The organism is Variovorax sp. 160MFSha2.1 (genome assembly GCF_048305075.1).
Classification (GTDB): domain Bacteria; phylum Pseudomonadota; class Gammaproteobacteria; order Burkholderiales; family Burkholderiaceae_C; genus Variovorax; species Variovorax guangxiensis.
Genome location: NZ_CP157625.1, coordinates 54,675 through 81,426 on the forward strand (window position 1 = coordinate 54,675; position 26,752 = coordinate 81,426).

26 protein-coding genes and 3 pseudogenes are annotated in these 26,752 nt (G+C 65.6%); 14 read left to right on the forward strand and 15 right to left on the reverse strand.

Going from position 1 to position 26,752, the window contains the following annotated elements:
- Window positions 1-2: 2 nt before the first annotated feature.
- Window positions 3-311 carry a helix-turn-helix domain-containing protein gene (locus ABL838_RS31645; RefSeq protein ID WP_418126191.1) on the reverse strand — a complete coding sequence of 103 codons (309 nt, stop codon included), beginning with the start codon at window positions 309-311 and terminating at the stop codon, window positions 3-5.
- A 125-nt stretch (window positions 312-436) separates the two neighbouring features.
- On the opposite strand from ABL838_RS31645, the pseudogene ABL838_RS31650 reads away from it, so the two are divergent.
- Window positions 437-957: pseudogene (locus ABL838_RS31650) on the forward strand (helix-turn-helix domain-containing protein).
- A gap of 198 nt (window positions 958-1,155) precedes the next feature.
- Window positions 1,156-1,350 carry a YqaE/Pmp3 family membrane protein gene (locus tag ABL838_RS31655; RefSeq protein ID WP_418126192.1) on the forward strand — a complete coding sequence of 65 codons (195 nt, stop codon included), beginning with the start codon at window positions 1,156-1,158 and terminating at the stop codon, window positions 1,348-1,350.
- A 229-nt stretch (window positions 1,351-1,579) separates the two neighbouring features.
- Here the strand turns inward: ABL838_RS31655 and ABL838_RS31660 are convergent, their stop codons facing one another.
- Window positions 1,580-1,822 (reverse strand): helix-turn-helix domain-containing protein, encoded by a 243-nt coding sequence (locus tag ABL838_RS31660; RefSeq protein WP_184641780.1) that lies wholly within the window; start codon window positions 1,820-1,822, stop codon window positions 1,580-1,582.
- A 239-nt stretch (window positions 1,823-2,061) separates the two neighbouring features.
- On the opposite strand from ABL838_RS31660, the gene ABL838_RS31665 reads away from it, so the two are divergent.
- The 4 genes and pseudogenes from ABL838_RS31665 (at window position 2,062) to ABL838_RS31680 (ending at window position 5,281) form a co-directional block, all read left to right on the forward strand.
- Window positions 2,062-2,583, forward strand: a complete 522-nt coding sequence (locus ABL838_RS31665; RefSeq protein WP_418126530.1) for a helix-turn-helix domain-containing protein — start codon at window positions 2,062-2,064, stop codon at window positions 2,581-2,583.
- 75 nt (window positions 2,584-2,658) lie between these two features.
- A pseudogene (locus tag ABL838_RS31670) lies at window positions 2,659-2,943 on the forward strand (IS3 family transposase); the annotation flags it as partial.
- A gap of 279 nt (window positions 2,944-3,222) precedes the next feature.
- Window positions 3,223-4,590 carry a HEAT repeat domain-containing protein gene (locus tag ABL838_RS31675; protein ID WP_418126532.1) on the forward strand — a complete coding sequence of 456 codons (1,368 nt, stop codon included), beginning with the start codon at window positions 3,223-3,225 and terminating at the stop codon, window positions 4,588-4,590.
- Window positions 4,591-4,828: 238 nt separating this feature from the next.
- On the forward strand, window positions 4,829-5,281 hold the full coding sequence (locus tag ABL838_RS31680) for a hypothetical protein (RefSeq protein WP_418126193.1): 453 nt from the start codon (window positions 4,829-4,831) through the stop codon (window positions 5,279-5,281).
- Here ABL838_RS31680 and ABL838_RS31685 read toward each other — a convergent pair.
- The 6 genes from ABL838_RS31685 to ABL838_RS31710 form a co-directional block, all read right to left on the reverse strand.
- Window positions 5,224-6,252, reverse strand: coding sequence for a ChbG/HpnK family deacetylase (locus ABL838_RS31685; RefSeq protein ID WP_418126194.1), 1,029 nt, complete (start codon window positions 6,250-6,252; stop codon window positions 5,224-5,226). The genes ABL838_RS31680 and ABL838_RS31685 overlap by 58 nt on opposite strands.
- Window positions 6,245-7,831: an ArnT family glycosyltransferase gene (locus tag ABL838_RS31690; protein WP_418126195.1), complete on the reverse strand. Its 1,587-nt coding sequence runs from the start codon at window positions 7,829-7,831 to the stop codon at window positions 6,245-6,247. The genes ABL838_RS31685 and ABL838_RS31690 overlap by 8 nt, the downstream gene beginning before the upstream one ends.
- Window positions 7,828-8,883: a glycosyltransferase family 2 protein gene (locus ABL838_RS31695; RefSeq protein WP_418126196.1), complete on the reverse strand. Its 1,056-nt coding sequence runs from the start codon at window positions 8,881-8,883 to the stop codon at window positions 7,828-7,830. The genes ABL838_RS31690 and ABL838_RS31695 overlap by 4 nt, the downstream gene beginning before the upstream one ends.
- On the reverse strand, window positions 8,880-9,464 hold the full coding sequence (locus tag ABL838_RS31700) for a phosphatase PAP2 family protein (protein WP_418126197.1): 585 nt from the start codon (window positions 9,462-9,464) through the stop codon (window positions 8,880-8,882). The genes ABL838_RS31695 and ABL838_RS31700 overlap by 4 nt, the downstream gene beginning before the upstream one ends.
- 85 nt (window positions 9,465-9,549) lie before the next feature.
- Window positions 9,550-9,819, reverse strand: a complete 270-nt coding sequence (locus ABL838_RS31705; protein WP_418126198.1) for a hypothetical protein — start codon at window positions 9,817-9,819, stop codon at window positions 9,550-9,552.
- A gap of 15 nt (window positions 9,820-9,834) precedes the next feature.
- On the reverse strand, window positions 9,835-10,440 hold the full coding sequence (locus ABL838_RS31710) for a methyltransferase family protein (protein ID WP_418126199.1): 606 nt from the start codon (window positions 10,438-10,440) through the stop codon (window positions 9,835-9,837).
- 177 nt (window positions 10,441-10,617) lie between these two features.
- Between ABL838_RS31710 and ABL838_RS31715 the strand changes: the two genes are divergently transcribed.
- The 4 genes from ABL838_RS31715 (at window position 10,618) to ABL838_RS31730 (ending at window position 14,419) form a co-directional block, all read left to right on the forward strand.
- Complete coding sequence (locus ABL838_RS31715) at window positions 10,618-11,109, forward strand: TolC family protein (protein ID WP_418126200.1); 492 nt, start codon at window positions 10,618-10,620, stop codon at window positions 11,107-11,109.
- Complete coding sequence (locus ABL838_RS31720) at window positions 11,106-11,915, forward strand: MipA/OmpV family protein (protein WP_418126201.1); 810 nt, start codon at window positions 11,106-11,108, stop codon at window positions 11,913-11,915. Before ABL838_RS31715 ends, ABL838_RS31720 begins: the two co-directional genes overlap by 4 nt.
- Window positions 11,916-12,474: 559 nt before the next feature.
- Window positions 12,475-13,143 (forward strand): response regulator transcription factor, encoded by a 669-nt coding sequence (locus tag ABL838_RS31725; RefSeq protein WP_418126202.1) that lies wholly within the window; start codon window positions 12,475-12,477, stop codon window positions 13,141-13,143.
- Window positions 13,133-14,419 carry a sensor histidine kinase gene (locus ABL838_RS31730; protein ID WP_418126203.1) on the forward strand — a complete coding sequence of 429 codons (1,287 nt, stop codon included), beginning with the start codon at window positions 13,133-13,135 and terminating at the stop codon, window positions 14,417-14,419. The genes ABL838_RS31725 and ABL838_RS31730 overlap by 11 nt, the downstream gene beginning before the upstream one ends.
- Window positions 14,420-14,639: 220 nt before the next feature.
- On the opposite strand, the pseudogene ABL838_RS31735 reads toward ABL838_RS31730, so the two are convergent.
- A pseudogene (locus ABL838_RS31735) lies at window positions 14,640-15,260 on the reverse strand (efflux RND transporter permease subunit); the annotation flags it as partial.
- Window positions 15,261-15,551: 291 nt separating this feature from the next.
- Window positions 15,552-16,961, reverse strand: a complete 1,410-nt coding sequence (locus ABL838_RS31740; protein ID WP_418126204.1) for a PLP-dependent aminotransferase family protein — start codon at window positions 16,959-16,961, stop codon at window positions 15,552-15,554.
- Between the two features lie 197 nt (window positions 16,962-17,158).
- On the opposite strand from ABL838_RS31740, the gene ltaE reads away from it, so the two are divergent.
- The 4 genes from ltaE to ABL838_RS31760 are packed head-to-tail and all read left to right on the forward strand — an operon-like array spanning window position 17,159 to window position 20,982.
- Window positions 17,159-18,205, forward strand: a complete 1,047-nt coding sequence (ltaE, locus tag ABL838_RS31745) for a low-specificity L-threonine aldolase (RefSeq protein WP_369662853.1) — start codon at window positions 17,159-17,161, stop codon at window positions 18,203-18,205.
- Complete coding sequence (locus ABL838_RS31750; RefSeq protein ID WP_418126205.1) at window positions 18,198-19,301, forward strand: four-carbon acid sugar kinase family protein; 1,104 nt, start codon at window positions 18,198-18,200, stop codon at window positions 19,299-19,301. Before ltaE ends, ABL838_RS31750 begins: the two co-directional genes overlap by 8 nt.
- Window positions 19,301-20,299, forward strand: a complete 999-nt coding sequence (pdxA, locus tag ABL838_RS31755; protein ID WP_418126206.1) for a 4-hydroxythreonine-4-phosphate dehydrogenase PdxA — start codon at window positions 19,301-19,303, stop codon at window positions 20,297-20,299. The genes ABL838_RS31750 and pdxA overlap by 1 nt, the downstream gene beginning before the upstream one ends.
- Before the next feature lie 11 nt (window positions 20,300-20,310).
- Entirely contained in the window at window positions 20,311-20,982 is a 672-nt protein-coding gene (locus ABL838_RS31760) for a 4-hydroxythreonine-4-phosphate dehydrogenase (protein ID WP_418126207.1), read from the forward strand.
- A gap of 47 nt (window positions 20,983-21,029) precedes the next feature.
- Here the strand turns inward: ABL838_RS31760 and ABL838_RS31765 are convergent, their stop codons facing one another.
- The 5 genes from ABL838_RS31765 to ABL838_RS31785 are packed head-to-tail and all read right to left on the reverse strand — an operon-like array spanning window position 21,030 to window position 26,742.
- The gene (locus ABL838_RS31765; RefSeq protein WP_418126208.1) at window positions 21,030-22,010 is read right to left on the reverse strand and encodes an ornithine cyclodeaminase family protein; all 981 of its coding nucleotides are present in this window, start codon (window positions 22,008-22,010) and stop codon (window positions 21,030-21,032) included.
- Window positions 22,011-22,025: 15 nt separating this feature from the next.
- Entirely contained in the window at window positions 22,026-23,168 is a 1,143-nt protein-coding gene (locus ABL838_RS31770) for a DSD1 family PLP-dependent enzyme (protein ID WP_418126209.1), read from the reverse strand.
- A 36-nt stretch (window positions 23,169-23,204) separates the two neighbouring features.
- Complete coding sequence (locus tag ABL838_RS31775) at window positions 23,205-24,653, reverse strand: NAD-dependent succinate-semialdehyde dehydrogenase (protein WP_418126210.1); 1,449 nt, start codon at window positions 24,651-24,653, stop codon at window positions 23,205-23,207.
- Window positions 24,654-24,677: 24 nt separating this feature from the next.
- Window positions 24,678-26,003: an NAD(P)/FAD-dependent oxidoreductase gene (locus ABL838_RS31780; RefSeq protein ID WP_418126211.1), complete on the reverse strand. Its 1,326-nt coding sequence runs from the start codon at window positions 26,001-26,003 to the stop codon at window positions 24,678-24,680.
- Window positions 26,004-26,022: 19 nt separating this feature from the next.
- Window positions 26,023-26,742, reverse strand: coding sequence for a cupin domain-containing protein (locus tag ABL838_RS31785; protein WP_418126212.1), 720 nt, complete (start codon window positions 26,740-26,742; stop codon window positions 26,023-26,025).
- Window positions 26,743-26,752: the final 10 nt, after the last annotated feature.

Below are 26,752 nucleotides of genomic sequence, written 5' to 3' on the forward strand. Positions count from 1 at the left end.
CGCTATTGCGTGGCGAGGCGTTCCGCAATCTCACGCGCACCGAGATCTCGGACCGACGCAAGATTCTCGAGTTGCGCTGCCCGAGGACGCGCTTTTCCTTGCTCCCAGTGGTAGATCGTCTGCCCGGACACGCCAACCAACTGTCCGTAGATCGCAGCGGACAGTCCAAGCTTTGCGCGGTGCGCCGCCAGTCTGGTTGCGCTAAATCTGCGCTTCGCGCCTGCTGCGGCTTCGTCGTTCGAAACAGAAACCGCGGCGGAGCGGGTCGCTCCTTTTGCGACACGACGCAGTTCCTTCTCGAGCGCATTCACTTGTCGACGTAGCTCGCCCACTGCGCCTACCGGCCGCAGTGACACATGCACGGCCGCGGCGGCCGACTCCAGTGGCACGCAGCCCATCCGTGTCGCGCGTCGGCGCTCAGGTGAGGGCGCTGCGCATGGCGGCGGGGATGTCTGCCGGTCGGTTGGCTTTGGGTTCAGGGATCTCCGCCTCGATGCTCTCGCGCATCGAGCGCGGGCTGGTCTCACCTCGGTGAAGACTCTGGAGCGGCTTGCGCAAGGCTTGCACGTGCCGGTGTCTCGCTTCTTCGGTGATCAGTCCCGGCGCACGGACTCTTGTCATGTCCGGGCAGGGCAGGGGCTTGTGATCGATCGCATCGGGGCCGTGGCGGACTACCGGTATGAGCTGCTGGGGCACTTGCTGTCGGGCAACCTGTTCGTGGAATCCTACTTGGTCACGCTGCTGCCGGAGGCGGGGCCCTACGTGACCTTCCAGCATCCGGGGCTCAAGTTCCTGTACTTTTTGTCAGGGTCAGTCACCTATCGCTACGGCGCTAAGGCGGTGGAGGTAGGGGCAGGGGACACGTTGCTGTTCGATGCGACGGCGCTGCACGGCATCGAAGTGATCCATTCGGGGCCGGTGTCGTATCTCTCGGTGGTGTCCACGCTGCGCGAGTGACGCAAAGTTGGCTCCACCTCTACATTGATTCTCATCAATGTGGTGTGATCATGCTTCGGGTCGTTGGTCTCGAGTTCGGACGAACAGGTTTCATCGCTGCTTGAAAGTCATGGGCGCGTGGCTCGGCGTCAAGCTGGTCGCACGGGGCTTGAGATCCCAACGGGTTGAATGACTGTCCGACGATCTAGGAGAGAAAAAGTGCGCCTGCTGATTGCTCTGATCCTGCCCTGGCTGACATTCTTCACCATCGGCAGGCCGATTGCCGGTGTGATCTGCCTCATTCTCCAGCTCACGATCATTGGCTGGTTGCCGGCGACGATCTGGGCTGTGTATGGGCTGGGGCAGTACAAGACCGACAAGAAGATCGAAAAGGCGCTTCGCCAAAGAAGATGATGGAGGCGGTTGGCCCGAAAGGTCGCCCGTCTTCATTCAATCTCAATGATGGCTGCACACATTCTTGACAATCGGTTGGCAGCACCGATCGGCTGAAAGAGGCCGGCGTCCCCGGTAGAGGATTCCGTTTCGCGGTGTCCCATTTGCCTGTTGTCGTCAGCGCACGGCCCGAACGAGCCGGTGCGGTTCTCTCAGGACTTGCGGTACGGATCAGCGTGCGAAGGGGGCCTCATTCCTCAAGCAACTGGTAGGGCCGGATCTCCAATGCCAAGGCGAGACGCTCGAGGTTGTCGAGAGAAATGTTGCGGGCTTGACGCTCAACGTGAGCGACAAACGTCCGATGCAATCCCGCCTCGAAGGCCAGCGCTTCCTGCGACCATCCCTTCAATCCGCGTTGCCGGATCAAATTCAGCGCGAGCACTTCCCGCGCCGACGCTGCGGGGTGCTTCGAAGAATTCTTGGGGTTAGCCACGCAGCAAGTCTTCGAGAGAGCTGCTTTTAAGTCAGCCGTGTTTGAGTCACAATCGGCAAGCCGTCTGCATCTGCGAACAGCTTGCGTTCATGCGAACTTCTCGGCTTCCTTCTCCGTTCCCCACTGCCCGACCGCTCAGGTTGCCGGCATCGATCGCGCGCGTGCGTCCCAAAAAATCGTCGCAGCCTGTGCGGAGTTCGTCTGCGTCGCGCATCGGCACGCAGCTGAGGGCGCTGCGCATGGCGGCCGGACTGTCGGCCGGGCAACTCGCGTTGGCGTCCGGGATCTCCGCCTCGATGCTCTCGCGGATCGAGCGTGGGCTGGTTTCACCCTCGGTGGAGACCTTGGAACGGCTCGCGCAGGGGCTGCATGTGCCGGTGTCGCGCTTTTTCGGCGACCAGGCTCGGCGCACGGACTTCTGCCATGTGCGCGCAGGGCAGGGGCTCGTGGTCGACCGCATCGGGGCCGTGGCGGACTACCGGTATGAGCTGCTGGGGCACTCGCTGTCGGGCAACCTGTTCGTAGAGCCTTACCTGGTGACGCTGCTGCCGGAGGCTGGGCCGTACGTGACCTTCCAGCACCCGGGGCTCAAGTTCCTGTACTTTTTGTCAGGGTCGGTCACCTACCGCTACGGCGCGAAGGCGGTGGAGGTGGGGGCAGGGGACACGTTGCTGTTCGATGCGACGGCGCTGCACGGCATCGAAGTGATCCATTCCGGGCCGGTGTCGTACCTCTCGGTGGTTTTCACGCTGAGGGAGTAGGGCGGCGCACCAGTCTGGGGCTGTCAGCGCTTTGCGCCTTTCTGTTCGCGAGGTCGGCGATGAACCACCGGCTGGCCCGTGGCGGACTCCGATCATGGTGACCACCGCCGCTGGCCAGGCTGGCTAACAAGAATGAGCGACGCGAATCTCACTCGCTCGACGCCTTGCAAAGCCTGCTCGCCTGACAACGCGGCCTGAAGACGCTTCGGTCGACCTCAGACCGAACTGTTTTATCCTCGGAACTTGACGAGCGCCACCGTTGAGGAATTCATGGAAGCTGTGGGTTTCTGCATCCGTGGATGCAACCAGAAGCGGATCGAAATCTCTCTCGGCCCCACCGAATACCGTGAGAACCTTGGTTGGCAGCGAAGAAATTCGCTCGGCTGCGCCAGCCCCACAAAAATGAGCTATGGAATGCTGGACCAAGCACGTATAGCGGCCGCGGAAAAAGAGGCCGACCAAGCGACTGACATCGCCGGGCGACTTGCCCCCTGGTTGCCTTTGTGGGCCGACGGGGATGAAGAAACGCGCAGTGCCGCCTTATCTGGCTTGGCAGATTCTCGATCAAGAGGGGATGCAGTGACGAAGGTGTTCGTCGAAGCCGCCTGCGATCCCTTTCCAGCCGCAAGATGTCAAGCCATGTGGTGGTTCGGCGACGAGGAGGACAGGGGCGTCGGCACGGCGGCATTCGAGGCGTTGACGGCGGGCCTGCGGGACGTGGATGCCTGCGTGCGCGCCGCCGCCGCTCAAGGTCTGCGTTTCAGCGACCCCGCTGCGATCGAACCGCTGTTGGTCGCACTGCGCGATACGGATGCCGATGTGCGCAGCAACGTCGTGATCGCTCTCAAGGACTTCGACCTGCCCGTCCCGTCCATCTTCGAGGCATTGATCCGCGTTTTCCACCACGATCCCGACTTGGAAGTTCGAGAGAATGCGCTCCATGCACTGGCTTACCTGGACGCAACCCAGGCATTGGATGTGCTCCGAACGGCCGCTCGCGCCGAGGACTTGAGGCTCCGGTTGGCCGCTGCACTGGCGCTTGGCGATTCACGCTCGCTGCCTGAGGCGCATCGGCTTGAACTCGTTTCGTTGATGCTGGCGGATACCGATGAGGAAGTCCGTGAGCGGGCCGTCCGCTCGCTAGCCCCTTTGTTCGACGAGCAGCCTGGAGCTGCTTCGCTTCCGCTTTGGCATGCTGCGCTGCGCGACCCCGCTGAAAATGTCCGGGTGGCGGCGCTGGAGGCATTGCCGCTTGCAGGCCAAGGCGTTGCAGAGCGCTTGTCGTCGCTCGTGTCCGAGCTGCTGGAGGACCCCGTTGACGAGATACGCCATGCCGCGATCAAGGCACTTGAGTTCGACGCGGGCGCGCCGATTCCTCCGGCATTGCTCCGTCTATTGCAGTCGCCTGGGAAGACTGGCCTCCATGCTCGCAAGCTGGCGGTGCAGGCACTCGCCGACCGTGGTCTCGCTGATGACGCGGTCCCGCTGTTGTTGCCACTCCTGAGTGAGAACGAGCTGACAAGGGACGTGACGGACGCGCTCATCGATCTACCGGATCGCCGTGCACTCGCCCCATTGATAGCGCAGCTCGATAACGAGGATGACGATTGCTGCGCCAACGCCGCGCTGGCACTGGCTGCGATTGGCGATGGCGAAGCTATCGGGCCGTTGATCCGCACTTTGGACAGACGTGAGCCTTACGTGCGCCGACGCATCGTGTGGGCGTTGAGTTTCTTCACCTCGAAGCGTGTGATGCCGGTATTGACCGGGAGCTTGTCGGACTCTGCCCCCAGTGTTGCGCGTACGGCAGCCAGGGTGCTGCTGGAAACGCTCACGCCAGCCCAGGTTCGCGCGTTGCTGTCCCGCTTGCCTCTGCTTCGTCGGTTATCGGCGCCGGCGCGCGAGCTGCTGCGCCGCGAGCTCGAGTACGAATTGGAAGAAGGTGATGGTTCTTCGGGTCCGAGGTGTCAGCGTCTGGTTCGTCTGGGAGCCACAGAATATGAATAAGCGCGGCGAACGAATCGAGCGAGGTTGCAATGAGTCGTTGGAACTGTTTTGCCAAGCAGTGACGCCGCGAAGACACTGTCCGCAATGACGAATGACGAATGACGAATGACGAATGACGAATGACGAATGACGAATGACGAATGACGATTGGTACAAGTGGCTCGAGAAGATGATGACCCGGAACCATGGAGAAGGTAGGTAAGGCATGAATGCAGATCGACTGTTTACGCTGGTTGGAATGACCGATACGGACAATGACGTGATCGATGCGATCAAGGTCAATGGTGGTTCCATCGATGCGCTTTCTTCGAAGAAGCTCAAGGAGTTGACGATCGACTTCGTCCAGCTGAATGATCTGGGTGTTGCGCTCGCATTCACGCCAAAGGAATTCTTCTCTCGAAACTATCGAGATCCGATGGGGTCTGGTCCGTATGCGATGAGTGGCGTGTTCTATTACCCGAATGGAGCACCAAAGGTATCCGCATACCTGGGATCCATTCCGTTCGCCACGGGTTCGGTCGGGAGTCGGGAGGAGGCGCTCGCGGCTTTCGGGCAACCACAGGAAACCGAGGAAGAAGACGGCGACGTCTATTGGGATATCTGGATGAAGGATGGCCGGCAGGTCAAGGTGGACTACAACGATGAACTGGCGGTAAAGACGGTTCTGGTCTCGTTCCCGATGAAGGATTGAGAACTCGGTTTCAATGAGTACGGGCAGGCATGCGGGGCAGAGTGGATGGATATGAATGACGGTCTCATCGAGGTCGCACAGGGCCGGCCTGCTTGGCTCGGCCCCGGACTCCGCCACAGCACACGCGCACCGCGCTGCAGCAACTCCGTCAGCGGTACTGGGCAAACGTGGCAGGCATCGCCGTGCCAGGGGAAGTCGATGGCGCGCAGCACTGCGTACTCTCGCATTCGGGCATGCGCATGCGGGTCTGCGAACAAGGCCGCGGAGGGGTGACACATCAGCACATCGCCGGTGCGTGCGGTGCGCAGCCAGCCATACAGCCGCGCGCGGTAGGCGTCGGCATCGCCGCCGAAGTCGTACACGCCCAGCAGTCCGCGGCTGTGGGGAATGCCACGAGCGCACGCTCTTCTCTGCAGGGCTGGCCCACCGAGCGCGTGGATCACCCGAGCCTTCAGGCCCTCCCTGCGCAAGGCGCCGCCCGGCGCGGTGCTGCGAAGCCAGGGCAGCGAGGCCGAATAGCGCCTGGAAATTTCCTCGAGCAGCAACTCGCGCACCACCGGGAATTGGTGGACATGCCGGTGACCGTCGATGAAGGCGGGCTGGCGTCCCATGGCGTCCTCGAAGCGTGTCAGCTGGTCGCGGATGTCGGCCAGCAGTCCCGCAGCGAACAGCGTTCGCGTGTAGGCCTGCGCGAGCAGGCGCGCGAGGCCGGGCTCAGGCCCCTCGACGCTCGCCGGACGCGTGAGATCCAGGTGCAGCCCGACGTCGAGCCGTGCCGGTGCGATCGAGCGCAGCGTCCGCGCACCGCTCAGCCAAGCGCCGCGGCGCACCATGGCGCTGGTGGCGGAAATCGTGCCGTGCCGGGCCAGATCGACGACTGCCGCATTGACGCCGGCGCTCAGGCCGAAATCGTCCGCGCAGATGCAGATTTCCTGCATGACGGTCGCCGCAACCTCCGTGGCCTCACTCATTGCCGATGGCTCCGGAAGCCGTTGCATCGGACGTGGAGCCCAGGCAATGGGGATCGCTGGTGGCACTCCCCGCGAAGCGCCATGCGGCGATGGCATCGTTGACCGCCACCAACCGGGCGCGAACCAGCCAGGCATTCGTCAGATGCGCAGTGTTCGGCGCGACGATCCAGGTGGCGCGCGGCACACAGAGCCAGGGGGCGAGCCTGCTTCGATCCAACAACGTTGCAGCCGTGCGCCCGGGCTCGAAGCGGCCCGCGTCGGAGAATTCCTTGCGCCAGTTGTCGCGCGTGTCGCGGGCCGCGGCCTGCCAGTCGTCGGACACGAGCACCGGTTCGCGCAAGTTCCAGTAGAAGGGAATCTCGTAGAAGTAGCGCTCGAGCATGAGCACCCGCTCTCCGGGCGCGATCGACATGCCGGTCGGCAGTCGCAGCCGTGTGCCCGGCGGCACGGAATAGATGGCCATGGCCGCCACGCAGGTCACGCACACCGCGGCGGACGCGAGCGCGGTCGCGCGCAGCCGGGTCCGCAGCGCATCGGGGGAGCGGCCGGCGAACACGCGCTGCGCGATCAGGTACGCGAGCGGCGGCAGCGCCGGCAGCACGTAGCCCACGAGCTTGGAGCGCGGCATCGAGAAGAACACGACGATCACCACGAGCCAGATCCACATGAGCCGATCGACGTCGCTGTTCTCGCAGCGCGCATCGTCGTCCTTGCCACGCGGCACCAGCAGCCAGCCGAACCACGGCAGCGTGAGCCCCGCCAGCACCGGCAGGTAGAACCAGAAGCCTTGCTCGTTGTTGAAGCCCGACGACGCAAAGCGCCGGAAATGCTGTCTGATGACGAAGTAGTCGAAGAAGTCGGGGTACTTCATCTGCATGGTAAGGAACCAGGGCCCGGCCACAGCGAGCAGCACGGCCCAGCCGGGCAGCCACAGCGCGAGCCGCAGTGCCAGCGACAGCCGGCGTGTCGCGCTGCACCAGATCGCGATCACCATCGCGGGCAACACCAGGCCGATGAGGCCCTTGGCCAGCAGACCGGCGGCCGCGAACAGATAGGCGCCCGCCAGCAGCATGCGCCATGGTTCCTCGCGCTCCTTGCTCAATGCCGCGCCCGACGCGAGCAGCACCGTGCACGCGATGCACCCGGCCACCAGCATGTCGAGGTTGGCGAACTGCGCGCCCAGGAAGAAAAAGGGCATGGTCGCCAGCACCACGGTGGACAGCAGCGCGACATGCGCCGCCGACCAGCGACGAAGGAAAAGGTACAGCGCCGTTGCACCCGCGACTGCGCCCAGCACCGAAGGCAACCGTGCCGCCCATTCCACCGGCCCCGTCACCGACATCGCAGCGGCGCCGATCCAGTAGAACAGCGGCGGCTTGTGAAAGAAAGGCAGGCCGTCCAGCCGTGGCACCAGCCAGTCGCCGGAGCGCAGCATCGCCAGCGCAACGCCGCCGTAGCGGCCCTCGTCGGGTGCCATCAGGGGCCGCACCCACGCGGTGGCCAGCAGCCATGCGAAGAGCGCGAGGAAGAGCCACAGCGGCCGGGGTGACATCCGATCCGCGGAACTGGCGCGCTTCATGGCTTGCCGGCGCGCAGGCCACTCCCGTGCTCGTGGCTCACGACGTACAGCGGCCGGCCCTTGACCTCCTCGTAGATGCGCGCGATGTACTCGCCGACGATGCCGGTGGAGATCATCTGCACGCCGATGAAGAACATCAGGCTTACGACGATGGTCGTCCAGCCGGAGACCGGGTTGCCGAACAGCAGGTAGTCGATGCTCACGTAGAGGCCGTAGCAGAAGGCGGACAAGGAGAACAGCAACCCGACCACGCTGACCAAGCGCAGTGGCCAGGTGGTGAAGGCCGTGAGGCCGTCGATGGCCAGGCGCACCAGGCGCCGTGCGTTGAAGGTGCTCGAGCCCTGCGCGCGTGGCGCAGGCGTGTACGGCATCGCCACCGCGCGAAAGCCGACCCAGGCATACAGGCCCTTCATGAAGCGGCTGCGCTCGGGCAGGCTCATGAGCGCATCGACCACCTTGCGGTCCATCAGGCGGAAGTCGCCAGCGTCCTTGGGAACGGCAAAGCGGTCCGAGGTGTCGAGGAGGCGATAAAAGAGCTTGCTGCCCAGTTGCTTGAAGCGGCTTTCGTCGCCGCGCTCCTCCCGCACCGCGTACACCACTTCGGCGCCTGCCGTCCATTGGGCGATCATCTTGTGGATGAGATCGGGCGAGTGCTGCAGGTCGCCGTCGAGCAGCACCACCGCGTCGCCCGTGGCGGCGGCGAGACCCGCGGTGAGCGCGGCTTCCTTGCCGAAGTTGCGCGACAGCGAGATGCAGCGAAAACCCGAGAGCTCGCACCAGGCGCGCGCGACTTCCGCGGTGTCGTCGGTGCTGCCGTCGTCCACCACGATGATCTCCCAGCGCAGCTTGGTGGCCCAGAGGATCTCCTCGAGGCGGGGCAGCAGGTGCCGAAGGTTGGCGCCTTCATTGAAGCAGGGAATGACGCAGGAGATGCCAGGCGTTAGCAGCTCCAATGGCGAACGTGCCTGCGAAGGTGCCTCCGGGGCGTCGACGTCCCCGATGGCCATGGCGGCCGCGACGCCTGCGGCTTCGGTCTTCGTGGGCGAGATCATGAATGCCTCCATGGCGAACGCGACGCCTGATGCGTGGGCGAACCGGGGTCCGCTCGCAGCGTGAGAAGGCCAAAGAGCCAGCGACCGACGGCAGCGATGCCGGCCACCGCGGCGCCGAGCACCAGGCCCGCGGCGATGTCGAGCGGGAAATGAACCCCGACATACACGCGAGCCCATCCGGTGATGGCCGCCAGCGCCAGAAGCGGCAGGCCGAGCTTGCGCAGGCCGGGGCTCAGCAGGAAGCCAAACGCAACCATGAACATCACCGCCGCATGCGTGCTCGGCAGCGAGCCGCGCGCGGAATGCGCGATATAGGCCGGCGCCAACCCCAGCACGAAGGGGCGGGGCACATCGAGCGACGTGGCGATGGCGTGCGACAACAGCGACGTGAGCGCCGCCGCGGCGGCAACCATGCCCAGGTAGGCGCGGTCGACGCGATGCCGCCACAGCGCGACCGCGACGATGAGTGCGCCCGGCCAACTGGCCCAGAGCGCGAAGGCCGAGGCGATGGAGAGCACCCACGGCGTGGGACGGCTGCCGGCGGCGAGCCAGTGGAAGAGCGTGAGGTTCAGCGCATCCATGGCGCTGTTCCGGAACGGGGGAACGAAAAGACGGGCGCAGGGAGGCACCCGGTGCGGCATGCGCACCTGCGGGAACTGGACATGGTCAAGACCTTTCGACGAGGAAGGAGCGCCGGACTGCGGCTGCGACGGGACGCGTCACGAGGCCATGACGTTGTCGTGCGGGACCGCGCAGCGAGGTGGTGCGACGCGCGCGGCGTCGCTCCGATGCCAGTGGCAGCGCCTTCATCCCTGCGCGGATTCGCACATGCATGGCATGCAGCGCCTGCTCTTGCAGGTAGCGGGGGACGATGATGTTCAGCTGCAGGCCGGCGTGCTGTCCGGTCGGGGCGAGGGACGGAGGATGGATGCTCATTGCGCCGCGCACGTCTCAGAAGACCACGAACAGCGGCGTCACCAGGCGGGTGCCCAGCGCATCGGCCAGCGCGACCACGCCCACGAGCCACACGAACCAGACGACATCGCCGGCCGTGCGGTGGAAATACCGCGGCCGCACCTCGCAGGCGTCGGGTTCACGGTAGAGAACGATCGAGGGAAAGAAGCGGGGCGTGCGTTCGCAGTACGCCTCGAACGCGGCGCCGAACTTGTTGCGCAGAAAGGCTTCTTCGCTGGCGATCACGCAGGGATACACCGCCGCGAAGAACAGCACGGCGGACAGCGCGAAGCTCACGCTGCGGGTGGACAGGCCCAGGCCCAGGAAGCCCAGCAGCGAAAAGAAACACTGCGGGTTGCGGGTCATCGAGTAGGGCCCTTGGCTCACCAGTTCGTCGTTCTTGCGCCCGCCGATGTAGAGCGCGCACCAGAGCCTTCCGACGATCGCGAAGCCGATCAGCATGAGGCCGATCGTCAGCAGCACGTTGCCCATCAGCCGGTCGGCGAACACGCGCTCGCTCAGGAGCAACGCCACCAGTGCGAGCAGCCAGAAGAGCCGCGAGATGGCTTTGCGGTGACGGGCGATGAAGAGGGAAAGAGGCATGGCGTGGCGTGGGCTGGAGGGGGACGGGGGTGGTGGCCGGGATGCTAGGCAGACGGTCGTGAACGAAAGATCAACGTGCCGCGCTGATGCCCCGGGGGCGTTGCGCATTGATATTTGCTTCACGCAAGGCTTCCTACGATCGCGGCCCCTTCCACTGCCAGGCCGTGCCCTGACCTCATGAACCTTCCCCGTACCCGATGGCTCCTGCCCATCGCCAGTACCTTCGCACTGATCGGCTGCGCGCTGCAGTCGCATCCGACGGTCATGGCGGCCGGGCACGAGCGCGCGGCGCTCTGGGACGAGATCGGCGTGGCGCGCGCCGAGCGCCTGCCGCGGCTCGATCTGGCCGCGTTGCTGGGCACGCAGTGGCTGCGCCCGGGCGGCGGCGCGACCTTGGTGTTGCGCACCTGGTCGGGGGCGCCTTCGCTCGCCGCCACCCTGTTCGACGGCAGACGAGGCGCGGCGGGCGTGGCGGCTGCGCAAGCGCGCTACCGGCACACGGTCGCGGTGCTCGAGAGCAGCGTGCGCACCGCCGCGCAGGACGTTGAGAACGCCCTGGCCGATCGGGTGTCCGCCACCGACCGCCTCATGGACATGGGTCTGCAACCACGGGCCCGCATTCGATCCCACGAGGCTCGTCCTCTTTTTCACCCACCGGAGTATTCATGAGCGTTTTCAGTTCCACCGTTGCCTTGCTGCCCGTTCCGCGCCTCGTCCACGGCGTGGTTGCATTGGCATCACTGATGGCCTTGCCCTCGGCATGGGCCGACCTGCTGGGCGACCAGACAGGGCCGACGGAAACCCGGTTCGGCCTCGGTCTCGGCTTCATGGCCAACACCAAGCCGTATGCCAAGTTCGGCAACGACACCGGCGCGTTGCCGATCCTGGCGGTCGAGAACAACTGGCTCAGCATCGCCGGCCCGCGCGCCGACCTCAAGCTCTATGCCGTCAACGGACTGTCGCTGCGGTTGCGCGCTGCCTATGGCGTCTCGGACGGCTACAAGGCCACGGACGCCGTGGTCCTCCGGGGCATGGCGGAAAGAAAGTCGTCCGGTTGGCTGGGCGTGGCCGCGCTCTGGCGCACCGACGTCGCGACCTTCTCGGCCGAATGGCTGCGTGCCTCGAGCCAAAGCAAGGGCCAGACGCTGAGGCTGTCCGTCGAGCGCGACTTCCCGGTGACCAGCGCCTTCAGCCTCACGCCCCGCGTTGGCGTGGTGCGGTACGACAAGAAGTATGTGGACTACTACTACGGCGTGCGTCGCGAAGAAGCGACGTTCAACCGGTCGGCCTACGCCGGCAGCGCCGTCACACAGGCCGAGCTCGGCCTGCGCATGACCTACGACATCGTGCCGAAGGCGCAGAGCGTTTTCCTCGACGTGAGCGTCACCTCGCTCGGCAAGGGCATCAAGAACAGCCCGCTGGTCGACCGCTCCAGCACCAGCAGCGTCAAGCTCGGCTACCTCTACAGGTTCTGATCGACATGCCGTCGTTGTTCAAGCCATGCGGCGGCATCCTGGCGGCGGCGCTGCTGGTGGGGTGCGGACCCGGCGGTGGCATCACGCAGGCGTTCGTTCTTGCCACCGTGCCTGCGTCGGTCCCCGCACCGGCCGCTGCACCCGCACCTGCGGTCCCGGGGATCGCCCCGGTTCCCTTTGCGCCGGGTGTGTTCAAGGGCCTCGGCGCGACGGGCACCGTGTCCGAGGTGATGGCCGCGCGGCCGGCTGGCTGGCCGATCCGGCGAATCGCGATGCGGCCAATCGCGATGCGGCGATGGCGATGTTGCTGGTGTCCTGGCCCGACATGCCGCGTTCGACGACCGAACGGCGGGCCGCTGCAGGCCCGGCGGCGTGGCACCGGCCTCCAACGGGGGCCGCGCGCCGGCCGAAGTCACGAGCCACACCGGCCCAGCCCCGCTCAGCTACCTCGTGGTGCCGCAGCAGGCCCATTCCCGTGCGGTCGGGTCTGCGTTGCCACGGCCTGCGATTGATTGCAAAGTCCGGGCACATCGCGCATTCGCATCGAGGAAAGTGTTTCATGAGAGTTCTTTTGCTGGAAGACAACCCGGCCCTGGCGGGCACCCTGTCCGACTACCTGGAGGTACAGGGCTGCGAGGTCGACCTGGCCTTTCACGGTCAGGCCTTCCTCGACATCGCGCAGGCCGCGACCTTCGATGCCTACATCCTGGATGTCGCGGTGCCTGGCATCGACGGCCTGCAGGTGTGCGAGCGACTGCGCAGCGGCCACCGCGACGACACGCCCGTCATCTTCCTGACCGCGCGCGACACGCTGGAGGACAAGAAGGCCGGCTTTGCGCGCGGCGGGGACGACTACCTCGTCAAGCCCTTCGAGATGGAAGAGCTGCTGTGCCGCATCCAGGCGCTCACCGCGCGCGGGCGGCGGCCGCAGGTGTCGACGCAGACGATCGGCGACCTGGTGATCGACCACGGCGCCGGCACGGCCGCCCGCAACGGACGCCGCATCAAGCTGCACGAGCTTCAGCTGCGGGTGCTCAAGATCCTGGTGGCGCGCGCGCCCGACGTGGTGGACCGCAGCTTGCTCGAGAAGGAAATATGGGGTGAGGACGTCCCCGACAGCGATCCGCTGCGCACCCACATCTATCGCCTGCGCAGCGCATTGTCTGCACCTGGCGAGAAGCCGTTGATCGAAACCGTGCATGGCAAGGGGTGGCGGTTTGTCCCGTAATCTGCATTTTCAACGCCGGCTCTCGCGCGTTTTCGTGCATTTCGCCGCGGCCACGAGCCTGCTCTACGGATTGCTGGTCTACGTGGCCGCACAAGCAACCGAAGAATTTCTGTTGCGGCGCTACGTGGGGGCGGTCCTCGAGTGGGCGATGAAGGATCTGGCGCAACAGCCGGCGGCCGGCCTGCCGCGGGCGAACAACCTAGAGCGCCTGCAAGCCCTCACCGGGGAGTCGCACGGCACGGCCCGCCCGACCTTGGCCGAGGATGTAGCCCGCCTCTACGTGCGCGCGTCGCCGGACCTGCCGGCCTGGGCGCGCGACTATGCGCCGGGCATCCACCGGCGCCTGGACGGCGACGCCGACGGCTCGATGGTCGGCGTCGCATCGCTGGACGGTGGCCAGGATGCGCTCTATGTCATCGTCGACGGCGACGGCCTGCTCGATATCGACCAGCTCGAACCGTACCTGCTCGTCGCGCTGCTGCTGATCGGCGGCGCGGTGACGGCGCTGGGCGGATTCACCGGCAAGGCGCTGGCGCGCAAGCTGGCGCAGCCGCTGGTCACGCTGACGGAGGAAATCGATGCGCACGGCGAAGGGCCTGCCGTGTTCTCGGGCATCCAGCGCGCGGACGAGATCGGTGCGCTGAGCCGCGGCTTTACCGGCCTGGTCGACCGGCTCAGCGGCTTCCTGCAGCGCGAGCGCGAGTTCACGCGCTTCGCGAGCCATGAATTGCGCACGCCGGTGGCGGTGTTCAAGAACAATCTTTCGCTGCTGCGCGTGACCAGCGATCCGGCGGTGCGCGAGCGGGCCCTGTCGCGCATGGCGCAGAGCGCGGAAGAGATGGAGGCCCTGGTCGCGACCTTTCTTGCGCTCGGCCGCGAGGCGTCGGAAGGCACGCTCCAGAGCCGGCAGCTGCGGCTGCAGGCGGACGTCGAGCGCGCGCTGGCGTATCTCTCGCCGGTGATCCGGCAACGCCGGCTGACGGTGGCGCTCGACGGGGACGGCGATGCGACCGTGTCGGCGCCACCCGAGCTGCTCGCCGTGCTGGTCGACAACCTGCTGCGCAATGCGGTGGCCTATGCCGCGACACACATCCGGATATCGCTGCGGCACGGTGTGCTGGAGATCTTCAACGATGTCGATCGCGATGTGCCGTCGTCAACCGGCTACGGCTTGCAGATCGTTGCTCGCTTCTGCGAGCGGCAGCAATGGACGTACACGCGCGAACAGGGCGATGCCGCGCACACGATGCGCATCGCGTTCACGCACGGGGACTGAGTGCGAAAGGGTGTGACGGCAGTCACACCCGAACCTGGGGCCGATGGGGGCGTTGTTGCATAACCCTGCGAGATTGGTCTCCGATCGTGGTCAGGCTCGACAGATGGGCAAACCACCGCGGGGAAGTTCTCCACAGTGACAGCGAAAATCCGGGCAGCGCATTGGGTGCGATCTGCCTGCGCTTTGCGGCCTGTCGGCGGAGTGGCCGCAGCGTGAGCTCTCATGGCGAAGCCTGCCCCAACGGATCGAGCGCCTTTGAGCGGGGCGTGAAGCGCTGCCGCAACCATTGAACGCCATCGTCCACGAAGCTATAGACGGCCGGGATCACGAGCAGGCTCAGGAAGGTCGAGGTCATCAACCCGCCGATGACGACGACGGCCATGGGAACGCGAAAGCTCGGATCACCCCCCAACCCCAAGACCACCGGAATCATGCCGCCGCCCATGGCCATCGTGGTCATGACGATGGGGTGCGAGCGCTTGCGGCAGGCATCGAGAATGGCCTCCGTGCGATCCATGCCGCGGTCACGTCGTGCAAGGATGATGTAGTCCACGAGCAGGATCGAGTTCTTCGTCGCGATCCCCATTAACATGATCAGGCCGATCATGGAAGGCATTGACAGCGCGGAGCCGGTGACCCATAGCGCGAGCATCGCTCCTGGTACGGAAAGCACCAGAGCCGCCAGGACCGTTCCCGGTTGCACGAAGTCCTTGAACAGCAGCACCAGGACCATGTAGATGCACAGCACGCCAGTCAGCATCGCCATTCCGAAGCCAGCCGCGAGCTCCTTCATCTCCTCGGCTTCGCCGAGTTCACTGCGCATGACGCCGGGCGGAAGCTGGGATTCAGATCCCGCCATCGGCCGACGAACCCGTACGTGGACCGGGCCGCTTAAGCACCAACCTGGTTCGCATACTGAGTCGCTTAACGAGTCAGGAGCCGCAATGGCGGATCGTCCCGACGAAGCCAAGCTTATCCCCGGCGACATCGCGCCGACCACGTGCCGGAGATTCACATCAACAGCGCCGCTTGGCGGCGCTAGATCCTGTGGTGGTTCGCACCGATGCGATGAGTTCCTCTGACCAGCCGAACCCATGGGAGGTTGATTTGTTCGAATGCTCGGCAACTATCGTCAGATGGCCGCGCACGCACCGCGAAGCAGATCGGCTGCCGCTTGAGTCTCCGTCCTTTCCATATGGCCATAGCCCATCAGGACCTCGTCGGTTTCGCCGCCGAAGTCGGTGACTGTCTGCAGCACGACCCCTCGCGCTTTCAGCTCCTTGGCTAGCTTCCGATCCAACTCCTTACGCCCGAGCGTCAATAAGAAATGCAGTCCGCCCTCAGTGCCGCGCACTTGCAGTTCAGGACATGCTTGGCGAATGGCAGCAAGTAGACGATCACGTTGGGTGGCGTGGTGACGCCTGACGCGGCGCAGATGCCGTTGAAGCTCTCCAGAGGCCAGCATCCACTGCAGCGACGCCTGCACGGGCCAGCTCGCGTGCAAGCCTTGTGCGGCGATAGATGACGCCAGCGCATCTGCCACGCGCTGTGGGGCGGCGATGAATCCGATCCTCAATGCTGGGCTGATGGATTTGGCGAACGTGCTGACCAAAACGGTTTGACCAGCAAGGGTCGCGGCCAGCGGAGCGTGGTTCTGTCCTTCGTAGATGAATTCGTGGTCGTACTCGTTCTCGATGACAAGCGTTCCCGCCTTCGAAGCAAGAGCTGCAAGCTCCGCGCGGCGCAACCCTGAAAGGCGCCCGCCCAGCGGGTATTGATTCGCGGGCGTCAGATGAAAAACGCTGGGAGCGGTGTTCGCGAAAGCCTCCTTGACGATCGCGCCTTGCTCGTCGATAGGCACGCGCACGATGGTGCCGCCCGCTAACTCAAACGCGTCCAGCGCACGCGAATAGCCGGGGCTTTCCACGGCGCAAAGGTCTCCTGGCCGCACGAGCGTCCGCGCAAGCAACTCCACCGCGCTTCCAGTGCCCTGAGTGATCACGATCTGCGCCGCTTCGTATCGCGTACCGCGGTGCCTGCGCAGCCATGCAGCGATCGCTTCACGCAGTGTGAACAGCCCTTGGGGATCCCCATAGCCCGACGGCGGAAGATTCCGCCCGGCCTCGCGGCACGCTGCACGCCACACATCCAAGGGGAGCAGTTGAGTGCCGCTCTGACCCAATCGCCAGTCCTGCGATACCGCACCGGGCGTGGTGGACGTTGAGGGCAAGCGTCGCACGATGCGAGGAAGCGAGGTTGCTGGCTGCAGGACAGCCTTGGCTTGCCGCGCCACAAAGGTGCCGAGCCGTCCACGGCTTTCGAGCAATCCCTCCGCCGTGAGGTCGGCGTAAGCGTCCACCACCGTGTTGCGACCCAGTCCAAGCTGACTTGCGGCATCCCGCGTCGGAGGCAGCCTAGAGCCGGGAGGCAGGCGCCCATCGCGTATCGCTTGCGAAAGCGCCAAAGCCAATTGGGTATTCCGAGCTTGGGATGTGTTGGACATCTCCAGTGTCGGGAGCACGCAAGCCGCGATGTTCGGCATCAATTTGGTTGCTCAATTTAGGAAGAAATTGGAGCTTAACAACCAACCAATGAACACGCAAACTTTTGAGCATGCAGATCCGGCCGTCGCGGACCTGACTCGGAGCAATTAAGAAGAAGGCTACGCATGAAGCATTTGGAATCCATCCCCACGGAGTGTGGCAACGCCATGCTGCACAACTTCTCGGACCAGGCGAAATGAACCCCTTAGTAGACCTCCGCAGCGACACCGTTACGCAACCGACGCATGCCATGCGCGAGGCCATGATGGCCGCGCCGCTGGGTGACGATGTGTTCGGCGAGGACCCCAGCGTGAACGCGCTGCAGGAAAAAATCGCCTCGCTGCTCGGTTTCGAGGCGGCGCTTTTCGTGCCGACCGGCACGCAGAGCAACCTGTGCGCGGTGCTGGCGCATTGCCAGCGTGGCGACGAATTCATCGCGGGCCAGTTACAGCACTGCTATCGCTGGGAGGGCGGCAATGCGGCCGTGTTTGGCGGCGTGCAGCCCCAGCCGATCGCGCACCAGCCTGACAAGACACTCGCGCTGGCCGACATCGCGGAGGCGGTCAAGCCGGACGACCAGCACTTCGCGCGCAGCAAGCTGCTGGCGCTCGAGAACACGATGATGGGAAAGGTGATCCCGCTGGACTACATCGCGGAAGCCACCGCCCTGGCGCGCAGCAAGGGACTTGCGACGCATCTCGACGGCGCGCGCTTGTTCAATGCGGCCGTGGAGCAGGCGCGCCGCACAGGAGGTGACGCCAAGGCGGAGGCCAGGAAGATCGCGCGGTACTTCGACACGGTTTCGGTGTGTTTCAGCAAGGGGCTGGGAGCGCCGGTAGGTTCCGCTCTCTGTGGTTCACGGGAACTGATCGCTCGTGCACGGCGCACCCGCAAGATGGCGGGCGGCGCGATGCGACAGGCGGGCTTCCTGGCGGCCGCGGTTTCGCATGCACTGGACCACCATATCGACAGGCTCTCAGAGGACCACGCGCTCGCGAGGCGGCTGGCCGAAGGCTTGCGTGGCATCGAGGGCCTGCAGGTCGAGGAGCCTGACACCAACATCCTGTTCGTCGACCTTCACGGTCCGGCGCGCGACAAGTCGGACGAACTGCTGGAAGCGCTCAAGCGCGAAGGCGTGCTGGCATGGGGGCTGTATCGCTTGCGCTTCGTCACCCATCTCGGTGTCGATGCCCAAGGCATTGACCGCTGTATTGCGGCGGTGCGGAGGTTCTTCCATGCCTGACGCGCAGCATCTCGCCGGGATAAGACAAATCCGGGTGATCGCCGATGATTTCACCAGCGCAACGGATGCGCTGCCCGCGTTCGCGCAGCGGGGATGGCGCACTTGCGTGGTACTTGGAGAACGGCTTGCCTCTCCGGAGCTTCCAGAGGTCTGGAGCACTGACACCGACAGTCGTACGCTGGACGACGCCAGCGCGGGGGGGCGAGTCGCGGCCTGGGCGCGCCAGTGGCGTGACGCGGACATCCTGGTCAAACAGTTCGATTCCACGCTGAGGGGGCCCCTTGCCTGCGAAGTGCTCGCCGCATGGCGGGCCAGTGGACGCGGGAAGCTGCTGGTAGCACCGGCTTTCCCTGCCGCCGGGCGTACCACGGTCAACGGCGAGGTGTGGGTCGATGGAGTTCCTGTCGCGGAGACGGATTTTTCCCGTGACCCTCAGTTACCAGTGCGAGTCAGCAGCGTGCCCGGCTTGTTCGCTGCCGCAGGTCAGCGACTGCACGTTGCCCGTGACGCGACCGAGGCCATCAGCCTTCTGGACAGGGTCAATGCGGTGGTGGTGGACGCATCCACCGAAGCCGATCTGGAAAAACTGATTGTTGCCGCCGGCCAAAGAAGAGATCTTCTTTGGGCCGGCTCAACCGGACTGCTGCGCGCACTGGCCGTTGCATTGCCCGGCCGGCAGCAGGTCGCGCCGGCCTGGAAGGGCGCGCAGTGCCCCGGCATCGTGGTTGGCAGCTTCAATCCCAGGTCACGCGCTCAGTTGCGTCACGCCGAAGCCTGCGGCGCCCTTGTCTGGGCCACCCCGGATGAGCGGGGTGCGTCAGCGGCGCTGACGGCCGATCTCGTTGACAGGGTCTGCGATGCGGTGCTGGCTGGTCGCTGCGACGGCCTTGCCGTCACGGGAGGCGAAACGGCCAAGCACATCGCCCGCCGTCTGCAAGCATTCGAGATCGTGGTGCTGCGTGAAGTTCAGCCGGGTATTCCTTTGTGCCTGATGCGGACACCCGAAGGGGAGTTTCCGTTGGTCACGAAGGCAGGAGGTTTTGGGGACGACGACGTCTTCAAGCGTTGCCTCAAATCTCTGGAAGGAGCAATCTGATGAAGCCCATCGTGGTCACTTTCGGCGACGCCGCGGGCATCGGCCCTGAGATCGTCGCCAAGACCTTCGCCGACACCGAGTTCATGGAACAGTATCCCGCCTTCGTCGTCGGAGACATAGGCATCATGAAGAACGCCGCGGCGCGTTGGGGTTCCTCGCTGGTGGTGGAGCCCATCCTCGCCCCTGAGGAATACGCACCCGCCGCCCGGCGAATGCAGGTGGTCAGTCTGAGTGGATTGCCCGCGGACCTGCGACACGGCGAAATCAGCGCGGCGGCCGGGGCAGCAGCTTTTGGCGCCATCCGCCAATCCATCGAATGGGCCAACGACGGACGCGTGAGCGCCATCTGCACGGCGCCGATTCACAAGGAGGCGCTAGCTGCCGCAGGCGTACCTTACCCCGGCCATACCGAAATGCTGGCCGATCTCTCTGGTACCAGCGACTACGGGATGATGCTGGCCAACCCGCACCTGCGCACACTGCTGGTGACGGTGCACTGCTCGATCCTGGACGCGGTTCGCAAGCTCAGTGTCGAGCGTGAACTGCAGGTCATCCGTCTGGCCCATCGAAGCCTGCAGAGCATGGGCATCGCCCAACCGCGCATTGCGGTGGCTGGCCTGAATCCTCATGCGGGCGAGGGCGGGCTGTTCGGCAGCGAAGACATGGAGTTGATCGCGCCAGCGGTGGCCCAGGCCCGGCAGGAAGGCATCGACGCGGTCGGTCCGCTTCCCGGCGACACGGTGTTCATGCAGGCCCGCAAAGGCCGCTTCGACATCGTGGTCGCCCAGTACCACGATCAGGGATTGATCCCCGTAAAGCTTCTGGGCGTGGAGGACGGCGTGAACGTTACGGTGGGTCTTCCCTTCGTGCGGACCAGCCCGGACCACGGCACCGCGTTCGACATCGCCGGCCAGGGCATCGCCGATCCATCCAGCCTCAAGACCGCGCTTGTCACCGCGCACCAACTCGCTCGCAGTTCCTCTGCGGCAACCATTTGAAGGAAATCACCATGTCCCACTTCGTCTTCATGCTCACAAAGGAGGACCGCACGGTCCCGGACGCCGCCAAGATTTACGCAGACTTGGCACACACTCCGCTTCGCTATATCGGATTCAAGGACATCGGCCTGCCCGTGGCGGAACTGGTGTCCCTTGCCACCGCCATGAAGCGGGACGGCAAGAAGGTGATGCTGGAAGTTGTGAGCACCAGCCGAGAAGCGGAAATGCGTTCCGTGGAGGCAGCCCGGGAGATCGGCGTGGACTACCTGCTGGGCGGCCGCAATGCGGAAGAAGCGGTTCGCATCCTTAAGGGCACCGACATCCAGTACTTCCCCTTCACGGGCCGTACCGAAGGCCATCCCACGCGGTTGGTAGGAACGATTGACGAGATCGTGGAGGATGCCAAGCGCCTGGCTTCGCTGCCGGGCGTGCATGGATTGGACCTGCTGGCCTACCGCTTTGCCGGCGATGTGGAGCAGCTGGCTACGCGAGTCGTTCAATCGGTCAAGGTCCCGGTCCTGGCGGCGGGCAGCATCGACGGCAATGAACGCGTGCAGGCCATGCGTCGCTGCGGCGTGTGGGGCTTCACCGTGGGCAGCGCCGTCTTCGACGGAGACTTCCTGCGCGAACCTGTTCCCCAGCAGATCGAGAACATCCTGAAGCTGGAAGGCGTCACGGCGTGACGGCGTGACGCAGCATGCGCGGCAGTCCCGAGCTGCCGCGCATGCATTCACCAAGGCCAGACGATCCGGTGCCCCAGCGCCTGAGCGCACGCTCGCTCGTAGATGAGGCGCGCCACCGTCAGATCCTGTAGCGCCAGGCCCGTCATGTCGAACACCGTGATGTCGCTGGCCGCGCGCGACAACGGCGTTTCGCCCAGGAGCAGGGAGCCAAGCTCGACGCAGGCGGTTTCACGCGCCCACTGCATCTCGCCCAGATGCAATGCCTGCTCGCGGTCATCGACCACCAGCCGTGCGCGCTCCAGAACGCCCGGCGGCAGTTCGCGCTTGCCCGCAGTATCGGCGCCTACGCAGTTCAGGTGAGTGCCTGGGCGCACCGCGCTGGCGTCGAAAAGCGGCCCTCCGCCCGGCGTTGCAGTGATGACGACATCGCTCTCAGCCACGGCACGGTCGGCATCTTGAGCGCAGTGCATGTCGCACTGGTCCGCGAACAGGGCCTCGAAGGCGGGGTCGGCCTTCCGGTCGACGGACACATACCAAACAGTGGCAATGCGGGGCAGTACGCGCAAGGCGAAGCGCAGTTGCGAGCGCGCCTGCACCCCGGTGCCGAAAACCGTGAGGCGCGTGCTGTCCTGGCGGGCGAGTTGTTCCAGCCCCAGTCCACCCGCTGCGCCGGTACGTACCGTGGTGATGGCATTGCCGTCGATCACGCACCGAGGCCGGCCCGTGGCCGGATCGAACAGCAGAATGGTCGCCTGGTGCGGCTCGCCGCCCAGCTCGCGGTTATGCGGCCAGAAACCAGCAGCTTTGAAGCCGAGCAAGCCCTGCGAGGGCACATCGCCGGATTTGATACCGAACACGCCGCCGGTGGAGAGCTTCTCGCGCACCAGCGGAAAGACGCGCCCTTCGTGCCGCCCGTGCAGCACGAAAGCCTCACGCACCGCCTGCGTGGCCTCGGCGGGCGTGAGCAGCTGTTCAACTGCGCCCTTGTCCAGCAGGAGGAGGGTCGCTTCGGAAGGATGGGATGTCATGCTCGCCCGCCGCCGCTATTGCCAGCCGCCAAACCGCGGCCACTGTGCTTCCACCCTGCTGGAACTGCCCCGTACCACGTGATAGTGCCCATGCTGCGCAGCTGTGGCGCAGGCGTGATTCGGCAGGACACGAACGCGGTCGCCGATGGCAAGGTTGGGCAGCACGCCGCCCGATCCGGGCCGCACCGTGATGATCCCGTGTTCCTGGTTGGCATCGGCCACGATCAAGTCTGCATGCGGCTGGCCGGCGATGTCGCAGACGATGCCGTAGCCCCGGTCGATCTCCTGCTTGCGCGTGCCCCGGTCCTGCGACATGGCCATCCAACCGGCGTCCGTGAGAATCCAGCCCTTTTCGCGCTGGTGGCCGATGACGGTCGCCAGTACCGAGAGGGCGATGTCGTCGACGCTGCAGACACCCACGCCCGCCATGACCAGGTCGAAGAACACGAACACGCCAGCCCGCACCTCCGTGACGCCGGTGAGATCCGCCGCGTTGTGCGCGGTCGGTGTCGAGCCCACGCTGCGCACGGGGCAGGCCAGGCCCGCCTCGTGCAGGATCGCAGCTGCATCGACCACGCTGCGCCGCTCGTCTTCCGCGCACTGCTGCAGTGCCGCGCCTCGCGCGGCATAACTGCCGCCCGCATGGGTCAGCACGCCGCGCAGTTCCGCGCCATCCGCCAGGGCGCGGCCGATGTCGATCAGGCGTTGCCTATCGTTGGGACGCACACCCGAGCGATGGCCATCGCAGTCGATCTCGATGAGGGCGGGTATGCGCGCTCCCGTCTCGCGCGAGGCCCGCGCCACCGCTTGCGCCTGCTCCACCGTATCGAGCACGACGGCCACATCGGCACCCTTGGCGCGCAGCGCCAGCACCTGTGGAAGCTTAGTGGGCACGATGCCCACCGCGTAGATGATGTCCCGCACGCCGGTGGCCACGAATTGCTCCGCTTCCTTGAGGGTCGACACGGTGGCCGGGCCGGCCGACGAGCTCATCACGCGCCGCGCGACCTCCACCGACTTGGCCGTTTTCAGGTGTGGGCGCAGCGCCACTCCCATTCCATCCAGCCGCTGGCGCAAGCGGGCGATGTTGCACTCCATGCGGTCCGCGTCGAGCACCAGGCAGGGCGTCGGCAAGTCCTTCAATGTGGTTGCTGTCATATCAGTCCGGGGGTGTTCCATTTCAGCTTGCTACGTTCACAGGTTGCCTTGGCACAGGTACTTGGTGTGCATGTAGTCTTCCAAGCCCCAATGGGAGCCTTCGCGTCCGTAGCCCGATTCCTTGACGCCTCCGAACGGCGCGCTCGGCGCCGAGATCGCCCCTTCGTTGATGCCCACAATGCCTGTTTCCAGCGCGGACGCTACGCGCCAGATGCGGCGCACGTCCTGGGAGTAAAAGTAGCCTGCCAGGCCGAACGGCGTGTCGTTGGCCAGGGCAATCACTTCGGCTTCGCTGTCGAAACGGAACACCGGCACCACCGGGCCGAACGTCTCTTCGCACGAGAGCTCCATCTCACGTGTGGCATTGACCAGCACGGTGGGCGCGTAGTAGTTCGGTCCTTGCGCAATCTCGCTGCGCACGCGGTGGCCGCCGACCACCGCCCTTGCGCCCTTGGCCACGGCATCTTTCACATGCCGCTCGATCTTCTCGACGGCGCGGCCATTGATCATCGGGCCGATCTCGGCGTCTGGCGAGGTGGCGGGACCGACGCGCAGCGCGCCTACGCGGGTCGCGAGCTTGTCCACAAAGCGGTCGTGCACGGCCTGATGGACGTATACGCGGTTGGGGCTCACGCAGGTCTGGCCGCCGTTGCGGAACTTCGCTGCCATCAGGCCCTCGACTGCAGCATCCACATCGGCATCGTCGAACACGATGAAGGGTGCATTCCCGCCCAGTTCCAGCGACAGCTTCTTCAGAGTGCCCGCCGATTCGCGCGCCAGCAGCTTGCCCACCTGCGTGCTGCCGGTGAAGCTGATCTTTCGTACCCGGCCGTCGGCCAGCCACACGCCCACCACCTCGGGCGTACGCTCGCGCGAGGCGGTCACGATGTTCAGCACGCCGGGTGGCACACCGGCTTGCTCGGCCAACTCCACCAGCAGCAGCGACGTGAGCGGCGTGTCCTCGGCCGGTTTGGCCACCACCGTGCAGCCGGCTGCCAGCGCGGGAGCGATCTTTCGGGCGATCATCGCGGCCGGGAAGTTCCAGGGCGTCACCACGGCCACTACGCCGACTGCTTCCTTCAGGACGAAGAAGCGTTTGCTCGCCACCGGGGCCGGGATCATCTCGCCATTGGCGCGCACGGCTTCCTCGGCGTACCACTCGACGTAACCGGCGCTGTAGGCGACTTCACCGCGGCCTTCGGCTAGCGGCTTGCCTTGCTCGCGCGAGATCAAGGCTGCAATGGCTTCTGTATTCTGCACGATGAGTGCGTGCCAGCGCTTCAGCACTTGGGCACGCTCCTGCGCAGTCGTCGACTTCCACCTCGCGAGTGCAGCCACGGCGGCATCGACCGCGCGCGATGCGTCCTCCACGCCGCTGTCGGGCACCTGCGCGATCAAGCTCTCGTCGGCCGGGTTGCGCACGTCAAACACGCGGCCGTTCGTGGCAGGCTGCCATTGGCCATGGATGTGGTTCAGTGTTTTCATATCATGTCAGTGGTGGTGCGTCGTCTAGAAGTCGGCGACCTTGCCCCAGGACGAGTCGCCAAACCGGCTGGGGTGATAGGGACGGGGATCAACGATTGGCGCGGCGCCCGTGGCCAAGTCCGCGATCAGGTGGCCCGCCCCTGGGCCGATGCCGAAGCCGTGCCCGGAAAAACCCGCGGCTAGGATGAACCCCGGTACGGACGCTACCTCGCCGATGGCCGGAACGCCGTCCGGCGTGCAGTCGACGAAGCCTGCCCACGTGTGCGTGACCTGGGCCGGCCGAAGTTGCGGCAGCAGTTCGACCGCACGGCGATGCGTCTTCTTGACGGTGGGCAGGTCGGGTTTGGGGTCGAGGATGCGCACGCGCTCCATGGGGGTGGGTGCGTCCAGGCGCCACCGCTTGAGTGTCTCGTGCCCGCCGCGGATGCCCTCGAGGCCGCCGGGGATCATGCTGCGCCAGCGCTTGGCGAACATTGGCACGAAATGGGTGGCAAACCGCATGAACTGCGGCGTCACATCCACCCGCGCGCGGCCGCTGATGGCCAGCGCATAGCGTCCGTCGGTCCGCCGGGTGACCGAGACGTCTTTGGTGAAGAGAGCATCGGGCAAGGGGACATCCACCGGCGACACGCTGAGGATGGTCTGCCGCACCGAAGCCTGCGGAAACCGGATGCCGAGCTGGCGGCAGAACGATGATGCCCAGGCCCCGCCGGCCATCACCACCATCCGGGTTTGGATGACTCCGGCTTCGGTCACCACGGCGCTGACGCGCCCGCCCTCCAGCTCGACGCCGCGCGCGGCACACTGCTGGATCAGCTTGCCGCCCAGCTTCATGAACGCACGGGCGACGGCCGGGGCCGCCTTGGCCGGATCGGCCGTGCCATCGCTGGGAGAGAAGACGCCGCCCTTCCACTCGCGTCCCGTCGCTTGTCCGCGCTGGGCGGCCTGCCGGCCATTGAGCATGATGGAGGTGACTCCCTCGCCTTTCGCGAAATCACGCCAGCTCGCCCAATGCGCGAGTTCCGCCTCGTCGTTGCTGAGGTAGAGCAGGCCGCAGCGGCGAAAGCCGGTGTCCTCGCCGGTCTCGGCGGCGAATCGCTCCCAGAGGTCGAGGCTCTTGCTGGCCATCGGCAGTTCGCGTGCGTCGCGGTTCTGCTGGCGGCACCAGCCCCAGTTGCGGCTGGATTGCTCAGCGCCGACACGGCCTTTCTCAATCAGGGTCACCAAAAGGCCGCGCTGTGCCAGGTAGTAGGCCGCGAACGCGCCGACGATGCCGCCGCCGATGACGACGGCGTCCGCCGAGGGCGGCGGCGTTTGTGGCGTCTCGATGTATTGGAGGGGAGGGGACATGGTCAAGCCGGCACGATGGTCAGGCCTGAGGGGTCTGGGTGGCGTAGAACTTCGCCACGTGCTCGTGGCTTTCCCAGCCGATGGATGCGCCCAGGGGGACGAAGAATGTGTCGCCGGTGGCGAGGGACAGCGCGCTGCCGTCCGGCGCCGCGAATCGCACGCTGCCGGCCACCAGGTGCATGAACTCGTTGGAGCGGTGCGGTCGCACGATGCGGTGGTAGGGCGTGGAATCCCAGGTGCCCGACGTGAATCGGGCAGCATCCTCGGTAAAGACGTTGTCGCTGCGGCATTCCGGTGCCGGGCCGAACAGCGCCTCCGGCGGCAGCGATCGCGACGGTTTGAAATCGGCATCGGCGCGTAGCCGCGCGATGCCGCTGCGCGTCGGTTTGTCGCAGGCTGCCGCGCAGAAGGACATCTGCACCCGCGAACTGGCGTGGATGCGCAGCGAGGTGCCGCATCCGATGACCGCGCCCGTGTGGGGACCGAGCACCAGCGGCGCCGCACCTGCTGCTGTGAGCGTCAGTTCGCCCTCGACGACAACGAGCGTCTCGACGTGGGGAAAGCTGGCGATGTCGAGTTCGCCGATGAAGCTGGTGCGACCGACGGCCATGGCGTCGGGTCCTTCCCAGGCGATCTCGCGATGGCGCGTGAAGGGATCGTCCTTGCCGAAGGCGGCCCGTCGGAACGACGTGGAAACGGGTGCGCCGTTGGCGCGATGCAGCACGAGGGCTACGGTCATTGATTGCTCC

What these genes read in the sequence shown, in the direction of transcription:
- ABL838_RS31665 (WP_418126530.1), top strand. Translation starts at nt 2,062, where the DNA reads ATGGCGGCCGGACTGTCGGCCGGGCAACTCGCGTTGGCGTCCGGGATC.
- ABL838_RS31675 (WP_418126532.1), top strand. Translation starts at nt 3,223, where the DNA reads ATGTGGTGGTTCGGCGACGAGGAGGACAGGGGCGTCGGCACGGCGGCA.
- ABL838_RS31680 (WP_418126193.1), top strand. Translation starts at nt 4,829, where the DNA reads ATGACCGATACGGACAATGACGTGATCGATGCGATCAAGGTCAATGGT.
- ABL838_RS31685 (WP_418126194.1), bottom strand. Translation starts at nt 6,252, where the DNA reads ATGAGTGAGGCCACGGAGGTTGCGGCGACCGTCATGCAGGAAATCTGC.
- ABL838_RS31690 (WP_418126195.1), bottom strand. Translation starts at nt 7,831, where the DNA reads ATGAAGCGCGCCAGTTCCGCGGATCGGATGTCACCCCGGCCGCTGTGG.
- ABL838_RS31695 (WP_418126196.1), bottom strand. Translation starts at nt 8,883, where the DNA reads ATGATCTCGCCCACGAAGACCGAAGCCGCAGGCGTCGCGGCCGCCATG.
- ABL838_RS31700 (WP_418126197.1), bottom strand. Translation starts at nt 9,464, where the DNA reads ATGGATGCGCTGAACCTCACGCTCTTCCACTGGCTCGCCGCCGGCAGC.
- ABL838_RS31705 (WP_418126198.1), bottom strand. Translation starts at nt 9,819, where the DNA reads ATGAGCATCCATCCTCCGTCCCTCGCCCCGACCGGACAGCACGCCGGC.
- ABL838_RS31710 (WP_418126199.1), bottom strand. Translation starts at nt 10,440, where the DNA reads ATGCCTCTTTCCCTCTTCATCGCCCGTCACCGCAAAGCCATCTCGCGG.
- ABL838_RS31715 (WP_418126200.1), top strand. Translation starts at nt 10,618, where the DNA reads ATGAACCTTCCCCGTACCCGATGGCTCCTGCCCATCGCCAGTACCTTC.
- ABL838_RS31720 (WP_418126201.1), top strand. Translation starts at nt 11,106, where the DNA reads ATGAGCGTTTTCAGTTCCACCGTTGCCTTGCTGCCCGTTCCGCGCCTC.
- ABL838_RS31725 (WP_418126202.1), top strand. Translation starts at nt 12,475, where the DNA reads ATGAGAGTTCTTTTGCTGGAAGACAACCCGGCCCTGGCGGGCACCCTG.
- ABL838_RS31740 (WP_418126204.1), bottom strand. Translation starts at nt 16,961, where the DNA reads ATGCCGAACATCGCGGCTTGCGTGCTCCCGACACTGGAGATGTCCAAC.
- ltaE (WP_369662853.1), top strand. Translation starts at nt 17,159, where the DNA reads ATGAACCCCTTAGTAGACCTCCGCAGCGACACCGTTACGCAACCGACG.
- ABL838_RS31750 (WP_418126205.1), top strand. Translation starts at nt 18,198, where the DNA reads ATGCCTGACGCGCAGCATCTCGCCGGGATAAGACAAATCCGGGTGATC.
- pdxA (WP_418126206.1), top strand. Translation starts at nt 19,301, where the DNA reads ATGAAGCCCATCGTGGTCACTTTCGGCGACGCCGCGGGCATCGGCCCT.
- ABL838_RS31760 (WP_418126207.1), top strand. Translation starts at nt 20,311, where the DNA reads ATGTCCCACTTCGTCTTCATGCTCACAAAGGAGGACCGCACGGTCCCG.
- ABL838_RS31765 (WP_418126208.1), bottom strand. Translation starts at nt 22,010, where the DNA reads ATGACATCCCATCCTTCCGAAGCGACCCTCCTCCTGCTGGACAAGGGC.
- ABL838_RS31770 (WP_418126209.1), bottom strand. Translation starts at nt 23,168, where the DNA reads ATGACAGCAACCACATTGAAGGACTTGCCGACGCCCTGCCTGGTGCTC.
- ABL838_RS31775 (WP_418126210.1), bottom strand. Translation starts at nt 24,653, where the DNA reads ATGAAAACACTGAACCACATCCATGGCCAATGGCAGCCTGCCACGAAC.
- ABL838_RS31780 (WP_418126211.1), bottom strand. Translation starts at nt 26,003, where the DNA reads ATGTCCCCTCCCCTCCAATACATCGAGACGCCACAAACGCCGCCGCCC.
- ABL838_RS31785 (WP_418126212.1), bottom strand. Translation starts at nt 26,742, where the DNA reads ATGACCGTAGCCCTCGTGCTGCATCGCGCCAACGGCGCACCCGTTTCC.